Source organism: Geomicrobium sp. JCM 19055, assembly GCF_000698185.1.
In the GTDB taxonomy this organism is placed as follows: Bacteria; Bacillota; Bacilli; order Bacillales; family Marinococcaceae; genus Geomicrobium_A; species Geomicrobium_A sediminis.
Window position 1 is genome coordinate 24,836 of sequence record NZ_BAXL01000001.1, and the last position, 17,884, is coordinate 42,719.

Consider the following 17,884-nt stretch of genomic DNA (forward strand, 5'->3'; position numbering starts at 1 on the left):
CGACAATCTGTTCACCTTCACTTCTGTCGGGTTTTTCTACCTAAACTGATTACGTTCAATCAGTTTCTTAAATTTAAGCCTCGTTCAATAACCTAAGTGTTCGTTGAACCCTCACTTGGCTCATCATCTTGTAAAGCTTCTAATTCTGTAAGGGATCGTCTCATCAGTGTCATGGAGGAGATCGGTGAATAATAGACTTTGTCATTCGTAACGACGATCGCTTTCGTTGCTTCGTCATTAATATGTGAGACGTACTCAGTAACAGCCTGAGCAAGAAAATCCTCAGTATATGTTGAAGATTCATTTCCGTCATAATTAAGAATCGCTATTACATCTTTGGAGCGTATGACGGTATCTCCGCCTAGATGAAGAAACAAACAATCACCTCCATTAAGTTCAAAAACGACCGTTAAGGGTCCATTTGCACTTTTCCACTGTTCACGTAAAATCGTTTTGCTTGATTTAGTGTCTCATGTTCAATACCGGAAACGTTTGTCGTCGTAACAAAGGTCTGAACTTTACCTTGAATCGCGTTTAATAAATGCGATTGGCGAAAATCGTCCAACTCTGACAATACATCGTCAAGTAGTAAGATCGGTGGATCAGCCGTTGCCTCTGTAATCAAATCAATTTCTGCGAGTTTCAAAGATAAAGCAGCTGTTCGCTGCTGTCCTTGAGAACCATACACTTGAATTTCTCGTTCATTAACAAAAATAGCAAAGTCCTCACGATGGGGACCGACTAAACTAAGACCTCTGCGAATTTCTTGCTCTTCTTTTTTTTATGAAAAGCTTCTCTGTATCTTTCTTCTATTGTCGACAAATCTGAGGTTTGAGATACCTCAGCAGTAGAAACATAGTCAAGCCGTAGATCTTCAAGACCTCGACTAATCTGTTCATGTATAGGTGCTGCCCATGATTGTAGTTTATCTAGAAATACAAACCGTCTAGACACTACTTTTGCAGCTGCTGCAATCAATTGCTCTGTTAAAACTTCAAGCATTATTGGGTCTTTTTTTGACCAATAATCTTTCAGCAACTGATTTCGTTGTTTGAGTGTTTTATAGTATAGGGAAAGATCATGTAGGTAAACATTACTAATCTGCCCAATTTCCATGTCGATAAACCGTCTACGCTCTTTTGGACCGCCTTTTACGAGGTTTAAATCTTCTGGAGCAAATAAAACGACATTAAGAGCACCGATATATTGACTAATCCGTTCTTGCTCAAGGCCATTAAGCTTTGCTCGTTTACTGCCTTGCTTTGCAAATTGAACGTCTAACGTTAACGAACTTGTACGCTTTTCAATTTCTCCATGAATGCGTGCATGCTCTTCTCCCCATGCAATGAGTTCACGATCTTTGGATGTTCGATGAGACTTAGCAAAACCGAGCACATACAGCGATTCAATCAAGTTCGTTTTCCCTTGAGCATTCTCGCCGAGAAAAAGTATGACGCTGTTATCAAAAGTGAGCGTTAACGGTTCAAGATTTCGATACCCATTCAAAGAGAGCTTTTGAACGTGCAATCTTCATCGCCCCTTTTACTCGGTGTTATGGTCGTGTTCAATTTGAAACTGGCCAACTTCCTCTACTTCGATCACGTCGCCATCATAAAGCTTCTTTCCTCTTCGAGATTCAAGTTCCCCATTAACAAACACGTCATATTCAGCTAGGATCATTTTCACCATGCCACCCGTGCTTGCGATCGTAGTCACCTTTAGCAATTGGCCCAATGTGATAAATTCTGTCGATATCTTCACGATTTCTTTCATAATAAGAACACTCCCACATAACTTCCTCTCTACGAACATTTCATTCCTCTCTTTATTTTACTAGAAAAAAACGTCTAGCGCCAATCCGTTCAAGTACATCGAATAGCCTAATTAAAAAAAAGAGAAGCTCTCAAGAACAAAATGTCCTTGTAGAGCTTTTCTTAGTTTGTTCGTACAGGGGAAAACAAGTGCGTCATTTGATCATGATCGGTCGGTCTTACAACAAATGGACTCATTGAACCTGTGAACATAATCGAGATTGTTTCACTGTCGATCACTTTTAACGCATCGGAGATATTTTTTTCCGTTAAAGGCAATTCGTAGTTCTTCGCCTTCAAAATGATTCGCATGTAATTGTTCTTGTACTTTTCCAGCCTCAGCGGATACAGACGTAATTTCAACTTGTCCACCTGTGGATGCTTTCATGTGAATCACGTTGTTTTTTTGCTTCCCGTGAAAGCAACATCGCACGATCGAGCGCTTGATTTAATTTTTTTTGTGGATAACTCCATCGTTGTTTTACCATTCGTAGGAATCATGTTGTTTGTTAACGGGAACTTCCCATCAAGTAGTCTAGAGAAGAATAAAAGGTTTTCCATCTTGAATAAAACTTGAGTACTCGTTATGACGATTGTTACCGGTGTTTCGTCATCTTTAAGAATTCGACTTAGTTCTACAAGACTCTTACCTGGAATAATAATGTTCGTAAATGAAAGTTCTTCATCCCCATCAAAGCTTGCACTTCTAAGCGCTAAACGATGACTATCTGTTGCTGTTGCTGTTAGTTTCAAGTGCTCAACATCGAAGTTTACCCCTGTTAAAACAGGTCTCGTTTCTTGGTTTGATACAGCAAAAACCGTTTGACGGATCATGTCTTTAAGTAAATGTTGTGGAAGAATTAACTGATCCTCTTCAGGAAGTTCAGGGAGCTTTGGATAATCATCTGGATCGTACCCGTTTAAATTAAAAACGACTGTGTCGGACTCAATTGTAGCTGCCATCTGTCCGTCACGTTGAATCGTTAAGGTTTCACCAGGCATTTTTTTTAACGATATCTGTAAAATATCGTTCTTGAAGTACGAGTTGTCCTTCTTCGAAAACGGTCATAAATTCACGTTCTTCATTCCCAAGTGGAATAAACGTTTCAATCGAGATATCAGAATCACTACCTGTTAATGTAACGCCTTCTTGAGTAGCGACGATTTTAATTCCTGTCAAAATTGGAATTGTGGTCCGTGAAGAGACGGCTTTACTTACATATTGAACCGCGGTTACAAATTTATCTGTTTCAATTGAGATATGCATGAAGGGGTTCCTCCTGTGTAGAAGAAAAAAGCAGCATCGCTTCCGCTGCTCCTTCCTTTTTTTTATCATGAATTCTAATTTAGTAATTATAAATAAAAGTTCGTAGTAGTAGTATAGGGTGTGTATGATGTGGATAAATCAATAAAGCCTTTGGAGTTACTAGGTTTTGCACATGTGGATAAGCATGTGAATAAATGGGACGTTAAATACGCAGTTATACACAGCTATTGTTTTAATTTGTCGGTCAGTTCATTAATCTGAGCTTGTACTTGCGTATCGTTCGCGAAGAGTTTTGATATTTTTTTCATGCGCATGAATGACCGTTGTATGATCTCGGCCCCCAAATTTCTCACCGATTTTAGGTAAAGATGAGTCGGTCATTTCTCGAGACAAATACATCGCAATTTGTCTAGCATGAGCAATCGATTTGGTTCGTTTCTTCGCTTTAAGCTCTTCAACTTTAAGCTGAAAATAAGCTGCGACATGAGATTGGATATCTTCAATGCCGATCATTCGAGGCTTTGCGCTCGGGATGATGTCTTTTAAAGCTTCCGCTGCTAAGTCTGCATTCATATCTTCATTAATGAGCGATGAATAAGCGACTACCCGTATGAGGGCCCCTTCTAATTCCCGGATGTTCGTATCAATTTGATTCGCAATGTAAAGCATAACTTCGTTAGGAATATCTAACATATCTGCTTTTGCTTTTTTACGAAGAATTGCGATTCGAGTTTCTAAATCTGGTGGAGTAATGTCCGTAATTAATCCCCATTCAAATCGTGATCGCAGACGGTCTTCAAGTGTTGGAATTTCTTTTGGAGGTCGATCACTTGAGATAACAATTTGCTTAGAATCCTCATGCAAAGCATTAAACGTATGGAAAAATTCTTCTTGCGTCTGTTCTTTTCCAGCTAAAAATTGAATATCATCGATCAGTAAGACATCGACATTTCGATATTTATTTCGAAAGTTGTCACCGCGATTGTCACGAATAGCATTAATGAACTCATTCGTAAATTTTTCAGATGACAAATAAACGACTCGTGCGCCTGGGTTGTGCTCAATAACGTAATGACCAATTGCATGCATTAAGTGGGTCTTTCCAAGACCTACTCCCCCGTATATAAACAAAGGGTTATAAGCTTTTGCAGGTGCTTCTGCAACAGCTAACGAGGCTGCGTGTGCAAAACGGTTCCCAGAACCGATAACAAACGTATTAAATGTATATTTCTCATTTAAAGGCGCATCTTCACGAACCATTTGTTTCGTATTGTTTTGTTCGGCTTGTTTCACAGATGGTTGCTTTGTTTCTTGCTCTTTAGCTGTCGATTCTTCATAAACTTGTTCACTTGGAATCACAAATTTAACGCTATACGATGTCCCTGTAATTTCTTCAACTGTATTGGCAATAATGTCGGAATACCGATCTTCCAACCAATCTTTTGCAAACTCATTTGGAGCTGCAATTAAGAGTGTATCGTTTTCTAGACGCATTGGCTCTGTAGCTTTTAACCACGTCTCGTAGCTTGGTTTACTTACACGTTCCTTAACCGTTTGTAACGTTTTTTCCCATAGGTCTGCCAGTTGCTCCAATGTTAACCGTCCCCTCCCTTACGTACGTTCACTGCGAACCCCACTATAATAAAAAAGCTTCCCACGACAAACAAAGTAGATGAGGCGAAGGAAGCATTAAAATAACGTCAATCATGTATCGTTCATCCACAGGTCTAGATGAATGAAGATAACAGCTTTTACAACAATTATCAACACCCTTCACAAAGATGTGCATAAAGTTGTTCAAGGCTGTGGAATGTTATCCACACAGTTATACACAGGCTGTGGATGAAGCATATTTCATTTCCGGACTTTTCAAGAAAACATGTTAATCATATCAAAAAAAATCAAGCGTAGCACGGTGAGTAGAAAGGTTATCCACAAAAAGAGAAATGAAGTGCACAAGCTGTTGTCCACAGAGCGGTATATGTGGAAAAGCTGTCAGTAACATTGTCGAAAAAACCAACGTGTTGTCGAAGTTATTTTTTTTGAGGCTGTGGATAACGGAAATCGGCAAACGAACACAAAACGAATGCTTGGAGAATAAAAAAAGAAGGATTTTTACGGAGCTTGACATATTCGTCTGTATGTCTGTATACTTTTTTTAGAATGCCTGAATAAGGATTTGATTTTGAGGAGGTGGCTTACGATGTCAAAGAAAACATTTCAACCGAATAATCGTAAGCGGAAGAAAGTTCACGGTTTTCGTTCTCGCATGAGCACGAAAAACGGTCGTCTCGTTCTTAAGCGTAGACGTCAAAAGGGACGCAAAGTTCTTTCCGCATAAGGCCACTGGATTTCAGTGGTCTTTTTTCTCATTTGAAGAAAGAGCTTCTCAAATTACATAGATTAGGATCAAACTGATAAAGAGGTTTTGTGATCGTTATGAAAAAAGCTTATCGAATCAAAGACCGCGACGAGTTCGCGATGATCTTTAAACAAGGGAAAACATCAGCAAACCGTCAATTTGTCGTTTACGTACTAGACAAGCCAGAACAGGAACATTTCCGAGTCGGATTTACGGTTGGAAAAAAAAGTAGGCAATGCGGTAACGAGGAATCGTCTAAAAAGACAGATGAGAGAACTGATCCGCTTGAATACAACAAAGATTTCCCAAGATAAAGATTATGTCATTATTGCTCGAAAAGCTTTGCTTGATTCAGACTTTATCAGCGCAGAAAAAAAGTTTAATCCACGTGCTAAAAAGAGCAAATGTGTGGAGAAACAGTTAACACCATTGCAAGTACGAAGATTTATTTATATCTTAAGAGATAGAGTATTTAGCAAGGAGGATGTGCACGGTGCGAAAGAAATTGACGCTGGCAGCAATGTTGATTGCGGTTACAGCTCTAATGACGGGTTGTTTTAGCCTTGACCAGCCGATGGACGGAAATCCAGATGGAATTTGGGACACATTTTTCGTATTTCCCCTCTATTGGCTCATCATAAACATTGCAGGGGCGACTGGTGAGAATTATGGTTTAGCGATTATCGTCGTTACATTAATTTTACGCTTGTTAATCTTGCCACTCATGATTAAACAAACAAAAAGTACGAAGGCAATGCAGGAAATTCAACCTGAATTGCTGAAGCTAAGAGAGAAATACAGTGCGAAAGACCAAAAGACTCAACAAAAACTGCAACAAGAAACGATGAATTTGTTTACAGAGAACAGCATCAACCCGTTAGCAGGTTGTTTGCCTCTATTTATACAAATGCCGATTCTGATTGCTTTTTATCACGCGATCATGCGTACACATGAAATTCGTGAACACGATTTTCTTTGGTTCCAACTCGGTGAGCCAGACTTTATTCTACCGATTATCGCTGCAATTACGACATTCTTACAACAGAAGATGATGATGGTTAATAACATGAACCCGCAAATGCAAATTTTGCTGTACATGATGCCAATCATGATCGGGGTCTTTGCCTTCTTCTTCCCGTCAGCTCTTGCATTGTACTGGGTAGTCGGTAACATCTTTATGATCGTTCAGACGTATTTCATTACAGGACCTTCAGCGCAAAGGAAAAAAAGAAGAAAAGAAAGCGGGAGGAGCTAAAAAATCGTGAAAACCATTTCGGTGTCAGGGAAAACGATTGAAGAAGCGTTAGAAAATGGGCTTACACAATTAGACGTTAATCGTGAGCAAGTTAATTACGTGGAGATCCAGTCACCGACGAAAGGTTTTTTAGGTCTTTTTAGTAAGCCGGCAATACTAGAAATTACTGTAAAGCCGGATCCGTTTAAAGAAGCCAAAACGTTTTTAGAAGACGTACTAAAATCGATGAATGTGACATTGACGGTAACTGTCGAGAAACACAAAAGCCAAGAAGCGACTTTTGACATTCAAGGAAAAGATGTTGGAGTTATTATTGGAAAACGTGGCCAAACACTGGAATCATTGCAGTATTTGACGAACTTAGCGGCAAATCGACATTCATCGAAATACGTCAGAATAACACTTGATGCAGAGAACTATCGTGAACGCAGACAACAAACGTTAGAGAACTTAGCATTACGACTTGCTCACAAAGCGAAGAAAACAAAACGTAAAGTTGTTCTCGAGCCGATGCAAGCGAAAGAGCGTAAGCTTATTCATCAAACGCTCCAAAAAGACAGAGCGATTGAGACCACTTCAGATGGGAAAGAGCCTCATCGCCATGTCATTATTGCGCCTAAAGTTCGCTAGTTTAAAAGACCATACCAAACGGTGTGGTCTTTTTTTATGGTTATATACTACGGACATGGATCGGTTTCGCCTTAGAAACTGGAATTGAGTAATCATAACAGCGAATCACTGAATCATTTTAAATCCAACGATAAAAAGCTGCATTTTCCATGATTATAGGGCTTTATAGTGAACTTATCGCGTCTAAAGCTTCTGACATTTCGTCAATACTAAAGAAATCGGCAAACAATAATCACCCTTTAGGAAAACGTTCATGAGGGCATAATCTATGACAGTGAAACGAAGTGCAGTAACTAGCTAGTAGACTACATTGCGACTAAGCATTAGAATTTGCTCACCAGTACAGCAAATATCGGGGTACTCTTTGGCATGACTTGCACTTGAACGTGGTGCAGTGACGAATCAAATCATACTGCCCTTCAAACCCCTTTGTTGACTGAGACATTTTGTGACATTCCTAAAGAAAGTCGTTGGTCTATTTCGACAAAAACCTACATATGGGGATAACTGTCACAAGCAGGAGAGATTCCCCACATGTGGATAACTTCGTATCGGAAAGTTGTCCACACAAGGATAGAGATTTACGCGCTCCTATGGTATCCTTAGGAGATGTGAATAACTATTTTTTCACGGAGGTGGAATGGATGGAATTTGATACAATTGCAGCAATATCAACGCCTCCTGGTGAAGGTGCAATTGCAATTATTCGAGTTAGTGGTGATCAAGCAGTAGAGATTGGCGATCGTTTGTATCGTGGGAAAAACAAGTTACAAGCAGTTGAATCTCATACAATTCATTATGGTCACCTTTACCAACCAGAACAAGAAGTAAAAATCGAGGAAGTGATGGTGAGCGTTCTTCGTGCACCTAGAACTTTTACTCGTGAAGATATGATTGAAATTAACGTACACGGCGGGGTCGTATCCGCAGATCGTATATTACAGCTCGTTTTAAGCCAAGGAGCGAGATTAGCTGAGCCTGGTGAATTTACGAAGCGAGCGTTTTTAAATGGGCGCATCGATTTGTCACAAGCAGAAGGCGTTATGGACATGATTCGTGCTAAGACAGACCGAGCGATGAATGTCGCGATGAAACAAGTCGAAGGACGGTTAGCCGGTCAGATTAAACGTCTACGACAACAACTGTTAGAAGGAATTGCAAGTGTTGAAGTGAACATTGACTATCCAGAATATGATGCAGATGCAGTGACATTACAACATTTGCTTGAGCAAATTCATGCCGTTGATCGCGAGATTGATGAGCTGTTGCAAACCGCAAAACAAGGACGGATACTTCGTGAAGGTCTCGCAACGGCAATTATTGGCCGTCCAAATGTCGGGAAGTCCTCCCTTTTAAATACTCTCGTCCAAGATGCAAGGGCAATTGTAACAGATATTCCAGGAACGACTCGGGATGTGCTTGAAGAGTATGTCAACGTAAACGGTGTGCCGTTACGTTTAATCGATACAGCAGGAATTAGAGAGACAGAGGATGTTGTCGAACGTATTGGTGTGGAACGTTCACGTCAGGCGTTGCAAGATGCAGAGTTAATTTTACTTGTGTTTAATGCAAATGAACCGTTAACGAAAGAAGATCAAGCATTAATTGAAGCGAGTCGTGGATTTGAGACGATTGTCGTTCTTAATAAAATGGATTTGGAACGCCGTCTTGACCGAGAGCAACTGACAGAATGGATTGGTGACGTACCCGTTATTACGACATCATTTCTTCAAGAAGAAGGAATTAATGAGCTAGAACAAGCGATCAGTCAACGCTTTTTCCATGAAGGTGTCGAGGCCGTTGAGATGAATTATGTTTCAAATACACGGCACATTGCTTTGTTAAATCAAGCAAAAGCATCCATTGCAGAAGCCAAATCAGCAGCTGAAGCAATGATGCCTGTAGACATGGTACAAATTGACGTAACAAGGGCTTGGGAACAGCTCGGTGAAATCGTAGGTGAGACAGCGCCTGATCAATTAATTGATCAGTTGTTTTCACAATTTTGTCTGGGGAAATAAGGAGGTAGAAATCAGTGGCTTTTGAACAACAATATGATGTTGTTGTCATTGGTGCAGGGCATGCCGGCGTTGAAGCTGGACTTGCAGCTGCTCGAATGGGTGCATCAACATTAATGTTAACGTTAAACTTAGATGCAGTCGCTTATATGCCATGTAACCCGTCAGTCGGAGGACCTGCTAAGGGCATCGTCGTTCGCGAGATTGATGCTCTCGGCGGTGAAATGGCTAGAAATATTGATAAAACACACATTCAAATGAGAATGTTAAATACCGGTAAGGGTCCTGCCGTACGCGCTCTGCGTGCACAAGCAGATAAATTTGAGTATCAACACGAAATGAAGAATACTCTTGAAAACACAGAGAATTTAACGCTCCGCCAAGGGCTTGTTGAGCGTCTTATTGTTGAAGATGGTGAATGTAAAGGGGTTGTCACGAACACAGGCGCCCATTACCTTGCGAAGTCGGTCATCGTAACGACAGGAACGTATTTACGAGGTAAAATCATTATCGGCGACCTTGCGTATGAAAGCGGACCGAATAATATGCAACCGTCGATTCAACTGTCCTATCACTTGCAGGAACTAGGGTTTGATATGGTTCGATTTAAGACGGGGACGCCACCACGAATTAACGGTGACACGATTGATTACTCGATGACTGAGATTCAACCTGGTGATGAGGTTCCACGGGCATTTTCGTATGAGACGACAAAGTATATTACCGATCAATTGCCTTGTTGGCTTACGTATACGAACTTAACGACGCACGGATTAATTAACGACAACCTGACTCGTTCACCGATGTACTCAGGAATGATTGAAGGGACAGGACCAAGATATTGTCCATCCATTGAAGATAAGATCGTTCGTTTCCATGATAAAGATAAGCATCAAATCTTTTTAGAGCCAGAAGGCCGGAATACGAATGAAGTCTATGTACAAGGGTTATCAACATCGTTACCTGAAGATGTGCAATATGACATGTTGAAGACGATTAAGGGACTTGAAAATGCGCGGTTAATGCGACCGGGATATGCAATTGAGTACGATGCAATTGTCCCAACACAATTGTGGCCAACACTTGAGACGAAAAAAATTAGTGGTCTGTTTACTGCGGGTCAAATTAACGGAACATCGGGCTATGAAGAAGCTGCAGGTCAAGGATTAATGGCAGGAATTAATGCAGCAAGACGTGTGCAAGATAAAGAAGGAATTATTTTAGGTCGCTCAGATGCCTATATTGGCGTGTTAATTGATGATCTCGTTACAAAAGGAACGAATGAACCATACCGTTTGTTAACGTCAAGAGCAGAGTATCGTTTGTTGTTACGACATGATAATGCTGACTTACGATTAACAGATGTTGGCCATGAAATTGGCCTAATTTCCGATGAGCGTTTTGAGCGTCTACAAAATAAAAAAAAGAACAGATTGCAAATGAACGCAAACGACTGTCAAAAACGATTATTAAGCCGAGTGAAGAAGTTGAAGTTGTTCTTCAAAAGAAAGGTTCGACAACGATGAAAGAAGCATTATCTGCAGATCATCTGTTGAAGCGACCACAACTTGCTTATGAAGATATTGAAGCGATTCTCGGAGTTAATGAAATGCTTGATGCAGACGTGAAAGAACAAGTAGAAATTCAAACGAAGTATGAGGGCTATATTAAGAAGCAACTTGAACAAGTGGATCGTCTTAAAAAGATGGAACGTAAGCGAATCCCTGAGTGGATTGATTATGATGACATTCAAGGGATTGCAATGGAAGCTCGTCAAAAGCTTAAAGAAGTACGCCCATTATCAGTCGGTCAAGCGTCTCGCGTTTCAGGTGTAAACCCTGCTGATATTTCAATTTTACTCGTTTATTTAGAGCAAGGAAGGCAAAAGCGCACGTCGTAATTACGAGGCAGGCTGTATTGAACGGCCTGCCTGTTTTGCCTAAAAAGGAGGATGTTTATGAATCAGTGGAAAAAAATGGTTGAAAGAACTTAATCTGACGCTTTCAAAAGAACAAGAACAGCAATTTGAAACGTATGCTCATGAGCTCGTCGAGTACAATAAAAACGTTAATTTAACGCGAATTACAGATAAAGATGAGATTTATGAAAAACATTTTTACGACTCATTGTTAGCGAGTCAATGTTATGAATTTGACCAAGTTGAAACGATGATTGATGTGGGTGGTGGGGCAGGTTTTCCAGGGATGCCTTTAAAGATTGCTTACCCAAACATCAAACTCACTGTACTTGATGCGTCTAAAAAGCGTATCCAATTTCTAGAGCATTTAGCTGACGTATTGAACATAGACGGCGTTTCATTTGTGCACGCAAGAGCAGAAGATGGTGCAAGAGACGTTAACCATCGAGATCAATATGACGTTGCAATTGCCCGTGCAGTTGCTCGGATGCCAGTTCTTGCAGAATATTGTCTACCCTTTGTTAAACCACAAGGTGTATGGGTTGCATTGAAAGGCAAAAGTGGTGCAGAAGAAGCTGACGAAGCAGAAGAGGCGATACGTTTATTACAAGGAAGTGTCGCGGACCAGCATTACTTTGAACTGCCTTCAGAATCTAGCGAACGAAGAATATATGTTGTCGGAAAAAAAAGATGTAACTCCAAAAACCTATCCGCGTAAAGCCGGCACAATTACAAAAAAAACCTCTTGGATTGTAATCGGTTCGACACAAAACGTGTGAACAATTTGAGTTTGCATGGTAAAATGAAATGAGATGAACAGCGTGAGGGGGGAGACGGTGAAAAGTTCTATTCAGCGTTTTTTTCGGTTTTGGTGAGGAGTCTAAAAGCAGCGAAATAGAAATAAAGGATGAGAAAGGGCACCATGAAGAGGTCCGTCTTATTCCAGTCACTGATATCGTACCGAATCCGTTCCAACCTCGTACGATTTTTTCTGACGAGAAGATTGAAGAGCTTGCAAGAACGATCCATACTCATGGAATCTTGCAACCGATTGTTGTGCGAGAGCGAGAGGGCAAGTTTGAACTTATTGCCGGTGAGAGACGTTGGCGTGCGGTACAATCATTAGAATGGACCGAAGTTCCCGCACTCGTTAAAGAGTTTAACGATGCACAGACGGCATCACTTGCCTTAATTGAGAACTTACAGCGTGAAGAATTAACCGTCATTGAAGAAGCGAGAGCATATAAACAATTAATCGATTGGCATTCGCTTACTCAAGAAAGCCTTGCCCAACGGTTAGGGAAAGGCCAATCAACGATTGCGAATAAATTGCGACTGTTGTCGTTGCCAGAATCAGTACAACAAGCACTACTTAACCGTCAGATTAGTGAGCGCCATGCCCGGGCATTGATCCGTTTAAAAGAAGATCCTGTTCTTCAAGAACAATTGCTTCAAGAAGTTGTGGAGCATGGTTACAATGTGAAACAAACGGAAGAGGCAGCGGTTCGGTTACTTGAAGCAAAAGAACCTTCGGACGAGCCTAAGAAAAAAACGCGCCCGAAAGCAACATTTTCCTAAAGACATGAGAATTGCTATGAATACGATTCGTGAGTCACTTTCAATGGTTGAGAAATCAGGAATGAATGTTGATAGTTCTGAAGAGGAACACGATGAATATTATCAATTTACGATCCGAATTCCCAAGAAGTAATCTATCATTATCTGTAATGGTAGGTTACTTTTTTGTTCGGTTTCTTGCGCTTTTCTTGTTCAATGCTAGAATAAAAGAAAATGATCTCTTTTGTGGAGGGTGGTGGGCAGTTTGGCGAAGGTAATTGCGATTGCGAACCAAAAGGGCGGTGTTGGTAAGACAACAAGCTCGGTTAATCTGAGTGCTTGCCTTGCTTATATAGGAAAGCGTGTACTTCTCGTCGATATTGATCCTCAAGGAAATGCGACGAGTGGAACTGGGATTGAAAAAGGCGACCTTGATTATTGCGTCTACAATTTACTAGTAGACGATCATGATGTACAAACGCTCATACACCCGACAGTCGTTGAGAATTTATTCGTTATTCCTGCAACAATTCAGCTGTCAGGCGCTGAGATTGAACTTGTTCCGACAATTTCTCGAGAAGTTCGTTTGAAAAAGGGGTTAGCCCCTATTGCGAACCAATTTGATTATATTATTGTTGATTGCCCACCATCATTAGGATTATTAACGATTAACGCATTGACCGCAGCTGATGCAGTACTCATTCCTGTACAGTGTGAATACTACGCTTTAGAAGGGTTAAGTCAGTTATTAAACACCGTACGCCTCGTACAGAAGCATTTAAATTCTTCACTAGAAATTGAAGGCGTACTACTAACAATGCTTGATGCGAGAACGAATCTCGGCTTACAAGTGATTGAAGAAGTAAAGAAATACTTTCAAGATAAGGTGTTCAAGACGATTGTGCCAAGAACGGTACGCTTAGGCGAAGCACCAAGTCACGGAATGCCAATTATTTTATATGATCCGAAGTCACGTGGAGCCGATGTTTATTTAGAACTTGCAAAGGAAGTGGTTACAGGTGCCTAAAGGTTTGGGACGAGGTTTGCAGGCTCTTTTTCCGAATGAAGAACAAGACGTGGACCTTGAACAAGTACAACGTGTACCGATTAAGGAGTTACGAGCAAACCCTTATCAACCACGGTTGTCTTTTCATGATGAAACGATTGAAGAATTGTCCCAATCGATTCGAGAGCATGGCATTGTTCAACCATTAATCGTCCGACAAGGTATTAAAGGATATGACATCGTTGCAGGAGAACGACGATTTCGAGCGGCAAAACGCTTGGACATGCAACAAGTTCCTGTCATCGTTAAGGAATTAAGCGATGAAGACATGATGGAAATTGCGCTGATTGAGAACTTACAACGAGAAGATCTTAATCCTTTAGAAGAAGCCATTGCTTATAAGAAGTTAATTGAGCAACTTGGCATGACGCAAGAGAAGTTAGGACAAAGAGTCGGGAAAAGTCGTCCTTACATTGCGAACCATATGCGCTTGCTTCAACTTCCAAATGGTGTGCAAGAACTCATACGTGAACGTAAGCTTTCCATGGGGCATGGTCGAGCTTTGCTTGGGATGCATCTTAAAGAGCATATTCAAGAAGCAGCAGCGATCGTTATACGAGATGAGTTAAATGTTCGAAATACGGAAAAGCTTGTTCAAGAATTTAACGAACGTGGTACGATAAATAAATCCCCTGAAAAAGAACAAAAGAAGCCGTTTCATATTGAGAAAACGGAACGTGAGTTACAAACGTACTTTGGAACGTCTGTTTCAATTAAAAAGGGGAAACATAAAGGAAAAATAGAAATCGAATTTCTCACTGACGATGATTTGTCGAGAATTCTTTCGTTACTCGGTGAGGAAACTGATTAGCCATCGATCTCGATGGTTTCTTTTTTTTTAGAATGGAGAAAAGAGTATGGTACTTATTGGGACGTTAGTAAATGGTGCAGCATCTTAGTCGGTTCACTAATCGGGTTAATGTTAAAGAAAATCCCAGAGCGTATGAAAACAATTGTCATGCAAGCGCTCGGTTTGGCCATTGTTATACTTGGCATTTCAATGGCTCTTGAAGGCGAGCAATTCCTAATTACGGTCGGTTGCTTAGTCATCGGTGCAATATTAGGGGAGTGGTGGCAGATTGAGCAACGTCTCAATGATGCTGGAGATTGGATTGAACGAAAAGTCGGTCCAAAAGGCGGGGAGTCACAGTTTGCTAAAGGATTTGTTACGGCATCTCTCGTCTACGTTGTTGGAGCGATGGCTGTTCTTGGAGCACTTGATAGTGGATTGCGCTTGGATCATAGTTTACTTTATACAAAGGCGATGCTAGATGGTTTTACAGCGGTGCTCTTTTCTTCAATCTTTGGGATCGGTGTCCTCTTCTCACTCGTTCCGGTTGTCCTATATCAGGGGGGAATTGCACTGTTAGCCGGTCAAATTGATCGTGTCGTTCCTGCTGAAATGCTTGATCATTTTATTCTTGAAATGACGGCTGTTGGCGGTATTATGATTATTGCAATCGGGCTTAGAATTCTAGGTTTACTTCATATTAAGGTTGCGAATTTACTGCCAGCGTTACCGATCGTTTTTCTCTGTGTTGCGGTGTTGCATTACCTATAAAAACCATTTTGGTTTACCTGGTTATGACAAAAGATTCCTTTTAGGAATCTTTTGTCATAACTGTGGTGGAATACCCGTATTGAAGATTACTACAATGAGGCGTATACTATTAAATAGAACGACCGAGTGTTTTGATTACACGAAGGTTTTTTTTGAACGGATAGCTCTCTTTTGGAGAGTTATTTTATTTTTGCTTTATAGCAAGGGGAAGAGAGAAAGAAGGATTAGTTATGGGGAAACTCATCGCAGATTATTCGATGTATGGGAGAACATATTTTTTTAAACGTCTCGGTTTATTTTTGGCAGGGCTACTTGTGATGGCATTTGGAGGCAGTTTGATGATCCAATCATCCATGGGGACCGCTACGTGGGACGTGTTACACATTGGACTTGCGAACTTAACGCCACTTAGTATTGGTGCTTGGGTTCAAATCATTGGAATTATTATGATTGCGATTGCTTGTTGGATGGAACGGGAGTGGCCACAAGTCGGAAGTATTTTAAATATTATTCTCGTCGGACTTTTTCTTGATATGTGGCTGTTATTGCCAATTGCAGAGTGATGAGTGCAACTTGGCAGCTTGTCATTTTGTTATTTATCGGTATTGTGTTGATCGGGCTAGGATCAGGAATGTATGTGTCAACGCGTCTTGGTGCGGGTCCTCGTGACGGTGTGACGCTAGCGGTTGCGAAACGTTCAGGTTGGTCAATCCGTTCCGTACGAACAATATTAGAAGGCTGTGCCTCCTTCTCGGTTGGTTAATTGGTGGACCTGTTGCATTCGGGACATTTTTGTCGGTATTTCTAATTGGTCCAGTTATGCAATCGTCATTATTCTTTTGGCGAAAGCAAGTGGCAGGCTGGCAAGACCATGCAACGTCAATTCGACAGGAAGCTACACCAATTGCCTAACGACTACATGATTCGTGTAGTTGTTATCTTTTATTGAAAGCGCTAACAACACTATCCTTACGGTAAAAAGGATGATAAACTAATAAAGATGATTAAAATAATCTTACTTTTCGTAACTTTGGGAGTGATTGGGGAATGGCGCATAAAGCATTGCACACTGACAAAGATTTGTTGAAGAAAGATCAAAAGCATTTTCTACATCCGACTTCGAATCCGAAACAACAAGCGAAATCTGGGGCATCGATTGTTTTGCGTCGTGGTCAAGGCATTTATCTTGAGGATATTGAAGGCAAGCGATACATCGACGGGCTTTCAAGCTTGTGGAACGTTAACGTTGGGCACGGGAATAAGGAATTGGCACAAACAGCTTTTGAACAAATGGAAACACTCGCTTATGCATCATCGTTCAAAGGTTACTCAAATCCTTCAGCAATTAACCTTTCTGAGAAGTTAGCAGAAGTTGCACCTAACGGATTAAATTCGGTGTTCTTTACTTCTGGGGGCTCAGAATCAAATGATACAGCATTTAAACTTTCCCGTTTCTACTGGGAACAAGTTGGCAAACCAGAAAAGAAAAAAAATAATCGCTTTAGAACGTTCCTATCATGGTGTGACGATTGGTGCGCAGTCGGCGACGCATTTACCAGCGTTTCATGCATTTTCAGGGTCTCACATGAATGATGTGTATCATGCAGTGCCACACCTTACGGATTGTGAGCGAGGCAATAAAGATGCGGATCATTATGAGCGAAGCATTCGAGGGGTTATCGAACGTGAAGGAAAAGACACCGTTGCTGCCGTAATTATTGAACCGATCCAAGGAGCCGGGGGCATTTATGTGCCACCTGCTGGTTATTTGGAAGCGGTGCGTAAGCTTTGTAATGAGTATGATATTCATTTTATTGCCGATGAAGTGATTTGTGGTTTTGGACGTACTGGAAGTATGTTTGCTGTCGAGCATTGGGATGTTGTTCCTGATTTCATGTCAGTTGCCAAAGGCATTACAAGCGGTTATGCTCAGCTTGGCGGCGTCTTAATTCACGACAAAATTCGCAAAGTGATTAATGATTTTGATGGCGTACTGGCACATGGATTTACGTATAGCGGTCATGCAATGGCTTGTGCTGTAGGCCTTAAAAACATCGAAATTATTGAACGCGACGGACTTGTTGATCGTGCGAAAGAGATGGGTGAGTATTTCGGTGATCGCTTAGAAGAATTAGTCACTAAACATACATCTGTCGGCCTTACGAGAGGAATGGGTCTTCTACGTTCAATTGAACTGTTCAAAGATTCGAAGTCATTTGAGCGCTTTGACCCTCAAGATAATGCAGCTGAGAAATTGTACCAACATTGCTTCGATCGAGGCTTGCTCGTACGGACATCAGGAGGAAACGGCATTAACATTATCCCGCTAGCCCCACCATTAATCATTACTCAGCCTGAAATTGATGAACTGATAGAACGCTTTAGCGCAGGCATTACAGCGTTTGAAGCTGAGCTTTAAGAATAAGTAAACGCCCCGAC

General features: G+C 41.0%; 15 protein-coding genes and 6 pseudogenes. 16 read left to right on the forward strand and 5 right to left on the reverse strand.

Annotation, left to right across the window (positions count from 1 at the left end):
- Positions 1–92: 92 nt before the first annotated feature.
- The 5 genes and pseudogenes from remB to dnaA form a co-directional block, all read right to left on the reverse strand.
- Complete coding sequence (gene remB / locus JCM19055_RS00120) at positions 93–377, reverse strand: extracellular matrix regulator RemB (RefSeq protein WP_042358038.1); 285 nt, start codon at positions 375–377, stop codon at positions 93–95.
- A gap of 32 nt (positions 378–409) precedes the next feature.
- Positions 410–1,527, reverse strand: a pseudogene (recF, locus tag JCM19055_RS00125) (DNA replication/repair protein RecF).
- Positions 1,528–1,542: 15 nt separating this feature from the next.
- Positions 1,543–1,773, reverse strand: coding sequence for a S4 domain-containing protein YaaA (gene yaaA / locus JCM19055_RS00130; protein ID WP_042358313.1), 231 nt, complete (start codon positions 1,771–1,773; stop codon positions 1,543–1,545).
- Positions 1,774–1,934: 161 nt separating this feature from the next.
- Positions 1,935–3,078: pseudogene (dnaN, locus tag JCM19055_RS00135) on the reverse strand (DNA polymerase III subunit beta).
- Positions 3,079–3,302: 224 nt separating this feature from the next.
- Positions 3,303–4,671 (reverse strand): annotated as a pseudogene (gene dnaA, locus JCM19055_RS00140) (chromosomal replication initiator protein DnaA).
- 610 nt (positions 4,672–5,281) lie between these two features.
- Between dnaA and rpmH the strand changes: the two are divergent.
- From rpmH to JCM19055_RS00205, 16 genes and pseudogenes are all read left to right on the forward strand, one after another.
- On the forward strand, positions 5,282–5,419 hold the full coding sequence (gene rpmH, locus JCM19055_RS00145; RefSeq protein ID WP_042358041.1) for a 50S ribosomal protein L34: 138 nt from the start codon (positions 5,282–5,284) through the stop codon (positions 5,417–5,419).
- Positions 5,420–5,517: 98 nt separating this feature from the next.
- Positions 5,518–5,864: pseudogene (gene rnpA, locus JCM19055_RS00150) on the forward strand (ribonuclease P protein component).
- A gap of 69 nt (positions 5,865–5,933) precedes the next feature.
- Positions 5,934–6,695, forward strand: a complete 762-nt coding sequence (gene spoIIIJ, locus JCM19055_RS00155) for a YidC family membrane integrase SpoIIIJ (RefSeq protein ID WP_042358043.1) — start codon at positions 5,934–5,936, stop codon at positions 6,693–6,695.
- Positions 6,696–6,701: 6 nt separating this feature from the next.
- Positions 6,702–7,325 (forward strand): RNA-binding cell elongation regulator Jag/EloR, encoded by a 624-nt coding sequence (jag, locus tag JCM19055_RS00160; RefSeq protein ID WP_042358045.1) that lies wholly within the window; start codon positions 6,702–6,704, stop codon positions 7,323–7,325.
- A gap of 644 nt (positions 7,326–7,969) precedes the next feature.
- Positions 7,970–9,346: a tRNA uridine-5-carboxymethylaminomethyl(34) synthesis GTPase MnmE gene (gene mnmE / locus JCM19055_RS00165; protein WP_042358047.1), complete on the forward strand. Its 1,377-nt coding sequence runs from the start codon at positions 7,970–7,972 to the stop codon at positions 9,344–9,346.
- 14 nt (positions 9,347–9,360) lie between these two features.
- Positions 9,361–10,869 (forward strand): tRNA uridine-5-carboxymethylaminomethyl(34) synthesis enzyme MnmG, encoded by a 1,509-nt coding sequence (mnmG, locus tag JCM19055_RS00170; RefSeq protein ID WP_265181602.1) that lies wholly within the window; start codon positions 9,361–9,363, stop codon positions 10,867–10,869.
- The gene (locus tag JCM19055_RS27830) at positions 10,812–11,243 is read left to right on the forward strand and encodes a hypothetical protein (RefSeq protein ID WP_265181660.1); all 432 of its coding nucleotides are present in this window, start codon (positions 10,812–10,814) and stop codon (positions 11,241–11,243) included. The genes mnmG and JCM19055_RS27830 overlap by 58 nt, the downstream gene beginning before the upstream one ends.
- Before the next feature lie 61 nt (positions 11,244–11,304).
- Positions 11,305–12,040 (forward strand): annotated as a pseudogene (rsmG, locus tag JCM19055_RS00175) (16S rRNA (guanine(527)-N(7))-methyltransferase RsmG).
- Positions 12,041–12,155: 115 nt separating this feature from the next.
- A pseudogene (gene noc, locus JCM19055_RS00180) lies at positions 12,156–12,972 on the forward strand (nucleoid occlusion protein).
- Positions 12,973–13,083: 111 nt separating this feature from the next.
- Complete coding sequence (locus JCM19055_RS00185) at positions 13,084–13,845, forward strand: ParA family protein (protein ID WP_042358049.1); 762 nt, start codon at positions 13,084–13,086, stop codon at positions 13,843–13,845.
- Positions 13,838–14,695 (forward strand): ParB/RepB/Spo0J family partition protein, encoded by an 858-nt coding sequence (locus tag JCM19055_RS00190; protein ID WP_042358051.1) that lies wholly within the window; start codon positions 13,838–13,840, stop codon positions 14,693–14,695. The genes JCM19055_RS00185 and JCM19055_RS00190 overlap by 8 nt, the downstream gene beginning before the upstream one ends.
- 12 nt (positions 14,696–14,707) lie before the next feature.
- Complete coding sequence (locus JCM19055_RS00195) at positions 14,708–15,445, forward strand: DUF554 domain-containing protein (protein WP_370542930.1); 738 nt, start codon at positions 14,708–14,710, stop codon at positions 15,443–15,445.
- 230 nt (positions 15,446–15,675) lie between these two features.
- The gene (locus JCM19055_RS22130; protein ID WP_052365709.1) at positions 15,676–16,008 is read left to right on the forward strand and encodes a hypothetical protein; all 333 of its coding nucleotides are present in this window, start codon (positions 15,676–15,678) and stop codon (positions 16,006–16,008) included.
- Positions 16,008–16,208, forward strand: coding sequence for a membrane protein (locus JCM19055_RS22135; RefSeq protein WP_052365710.1), 201 nt, complete (start codon positions 16,008–16,010; stop codon positions 16,206–16,208). The genes JCM19055_RS22130 and JCM19055_RS22135 overlap by 1 nt, the downstream gene beginning before the upstream one ends.
- Before the next feature lie 284 nt (positions 16,209–16,492).
- Entirely contained in the window at positions 16,493–17,038 is a 546-nt protein-coding gene (locus tag JCM19055_RS30975; protein ID WP_370542931.1) for an aminotransferase class III-fold pyridoxal phosphate-dependent enzyme, read from the forward strand.
- Entirely contained in the window at positions 16,968–17,864 is an 897-nt protein-coding gene (locus tag JCM19055_RS00205) for an aspartate aminotransferase family protein (protein WP_370542932.1), read from the forward strand. The genes JCM19055_RS30975 and JCM19055_RS00205 overlap by 71 nt, the downstream gene beginning before the upstream one ends.
- Positions 17,865–17,884 lie beyond the last annotated feature (20 nt).

Coding starts and splice junctions, on each gene's coding strand:
- yaaA (WP_042358313.1), bottom strand. CDS start 1,773: ATGAAAGAAATCGTGAAGATATCGACAGAATTTATCACATTGGGCCAA.
- rpmH (WP_042358041.1), top strand. CDS start 5,282: ATGTCAAAGAAAACATTTCAACCGAATAATCGTAAGCGGAAGAAAGTT.
- mnmE (WP_042358047.1), top strand. CDS start 7,970: ATGGAATTTGATACAATTGCAGCAATATCAACGCCTCCTGGTGAAGGT.
- JCM19055_RS00195 (WP_370542930.1), top strand. CDS start 14,708: ATGGTTTCTTTTTTTTTAGAATGGAGAAAAGAGTATGGTACTTATTGG.
- JCM19055_RS22130 (WP_052365709.1), top strand. CDS start 15,676: ATGGGGAAACTCATCGCAGATTATTCGATGTATGGGAGAACATATTTT.
- JCM19055_RS22135 (WP_052365710.1), top strand. CDS start 16,008: ATGAGTGCAACTTGGCAGCTTGTCATTTTGTTATTTATCGGTATTGTG.
- JCM19055_RS30975 (WP_370542931.1), top strand. CDS start 16,493: ATGGCGCATAAAGCATTGCACACTGACAAAGATTTGTTGAAGAAAGAT.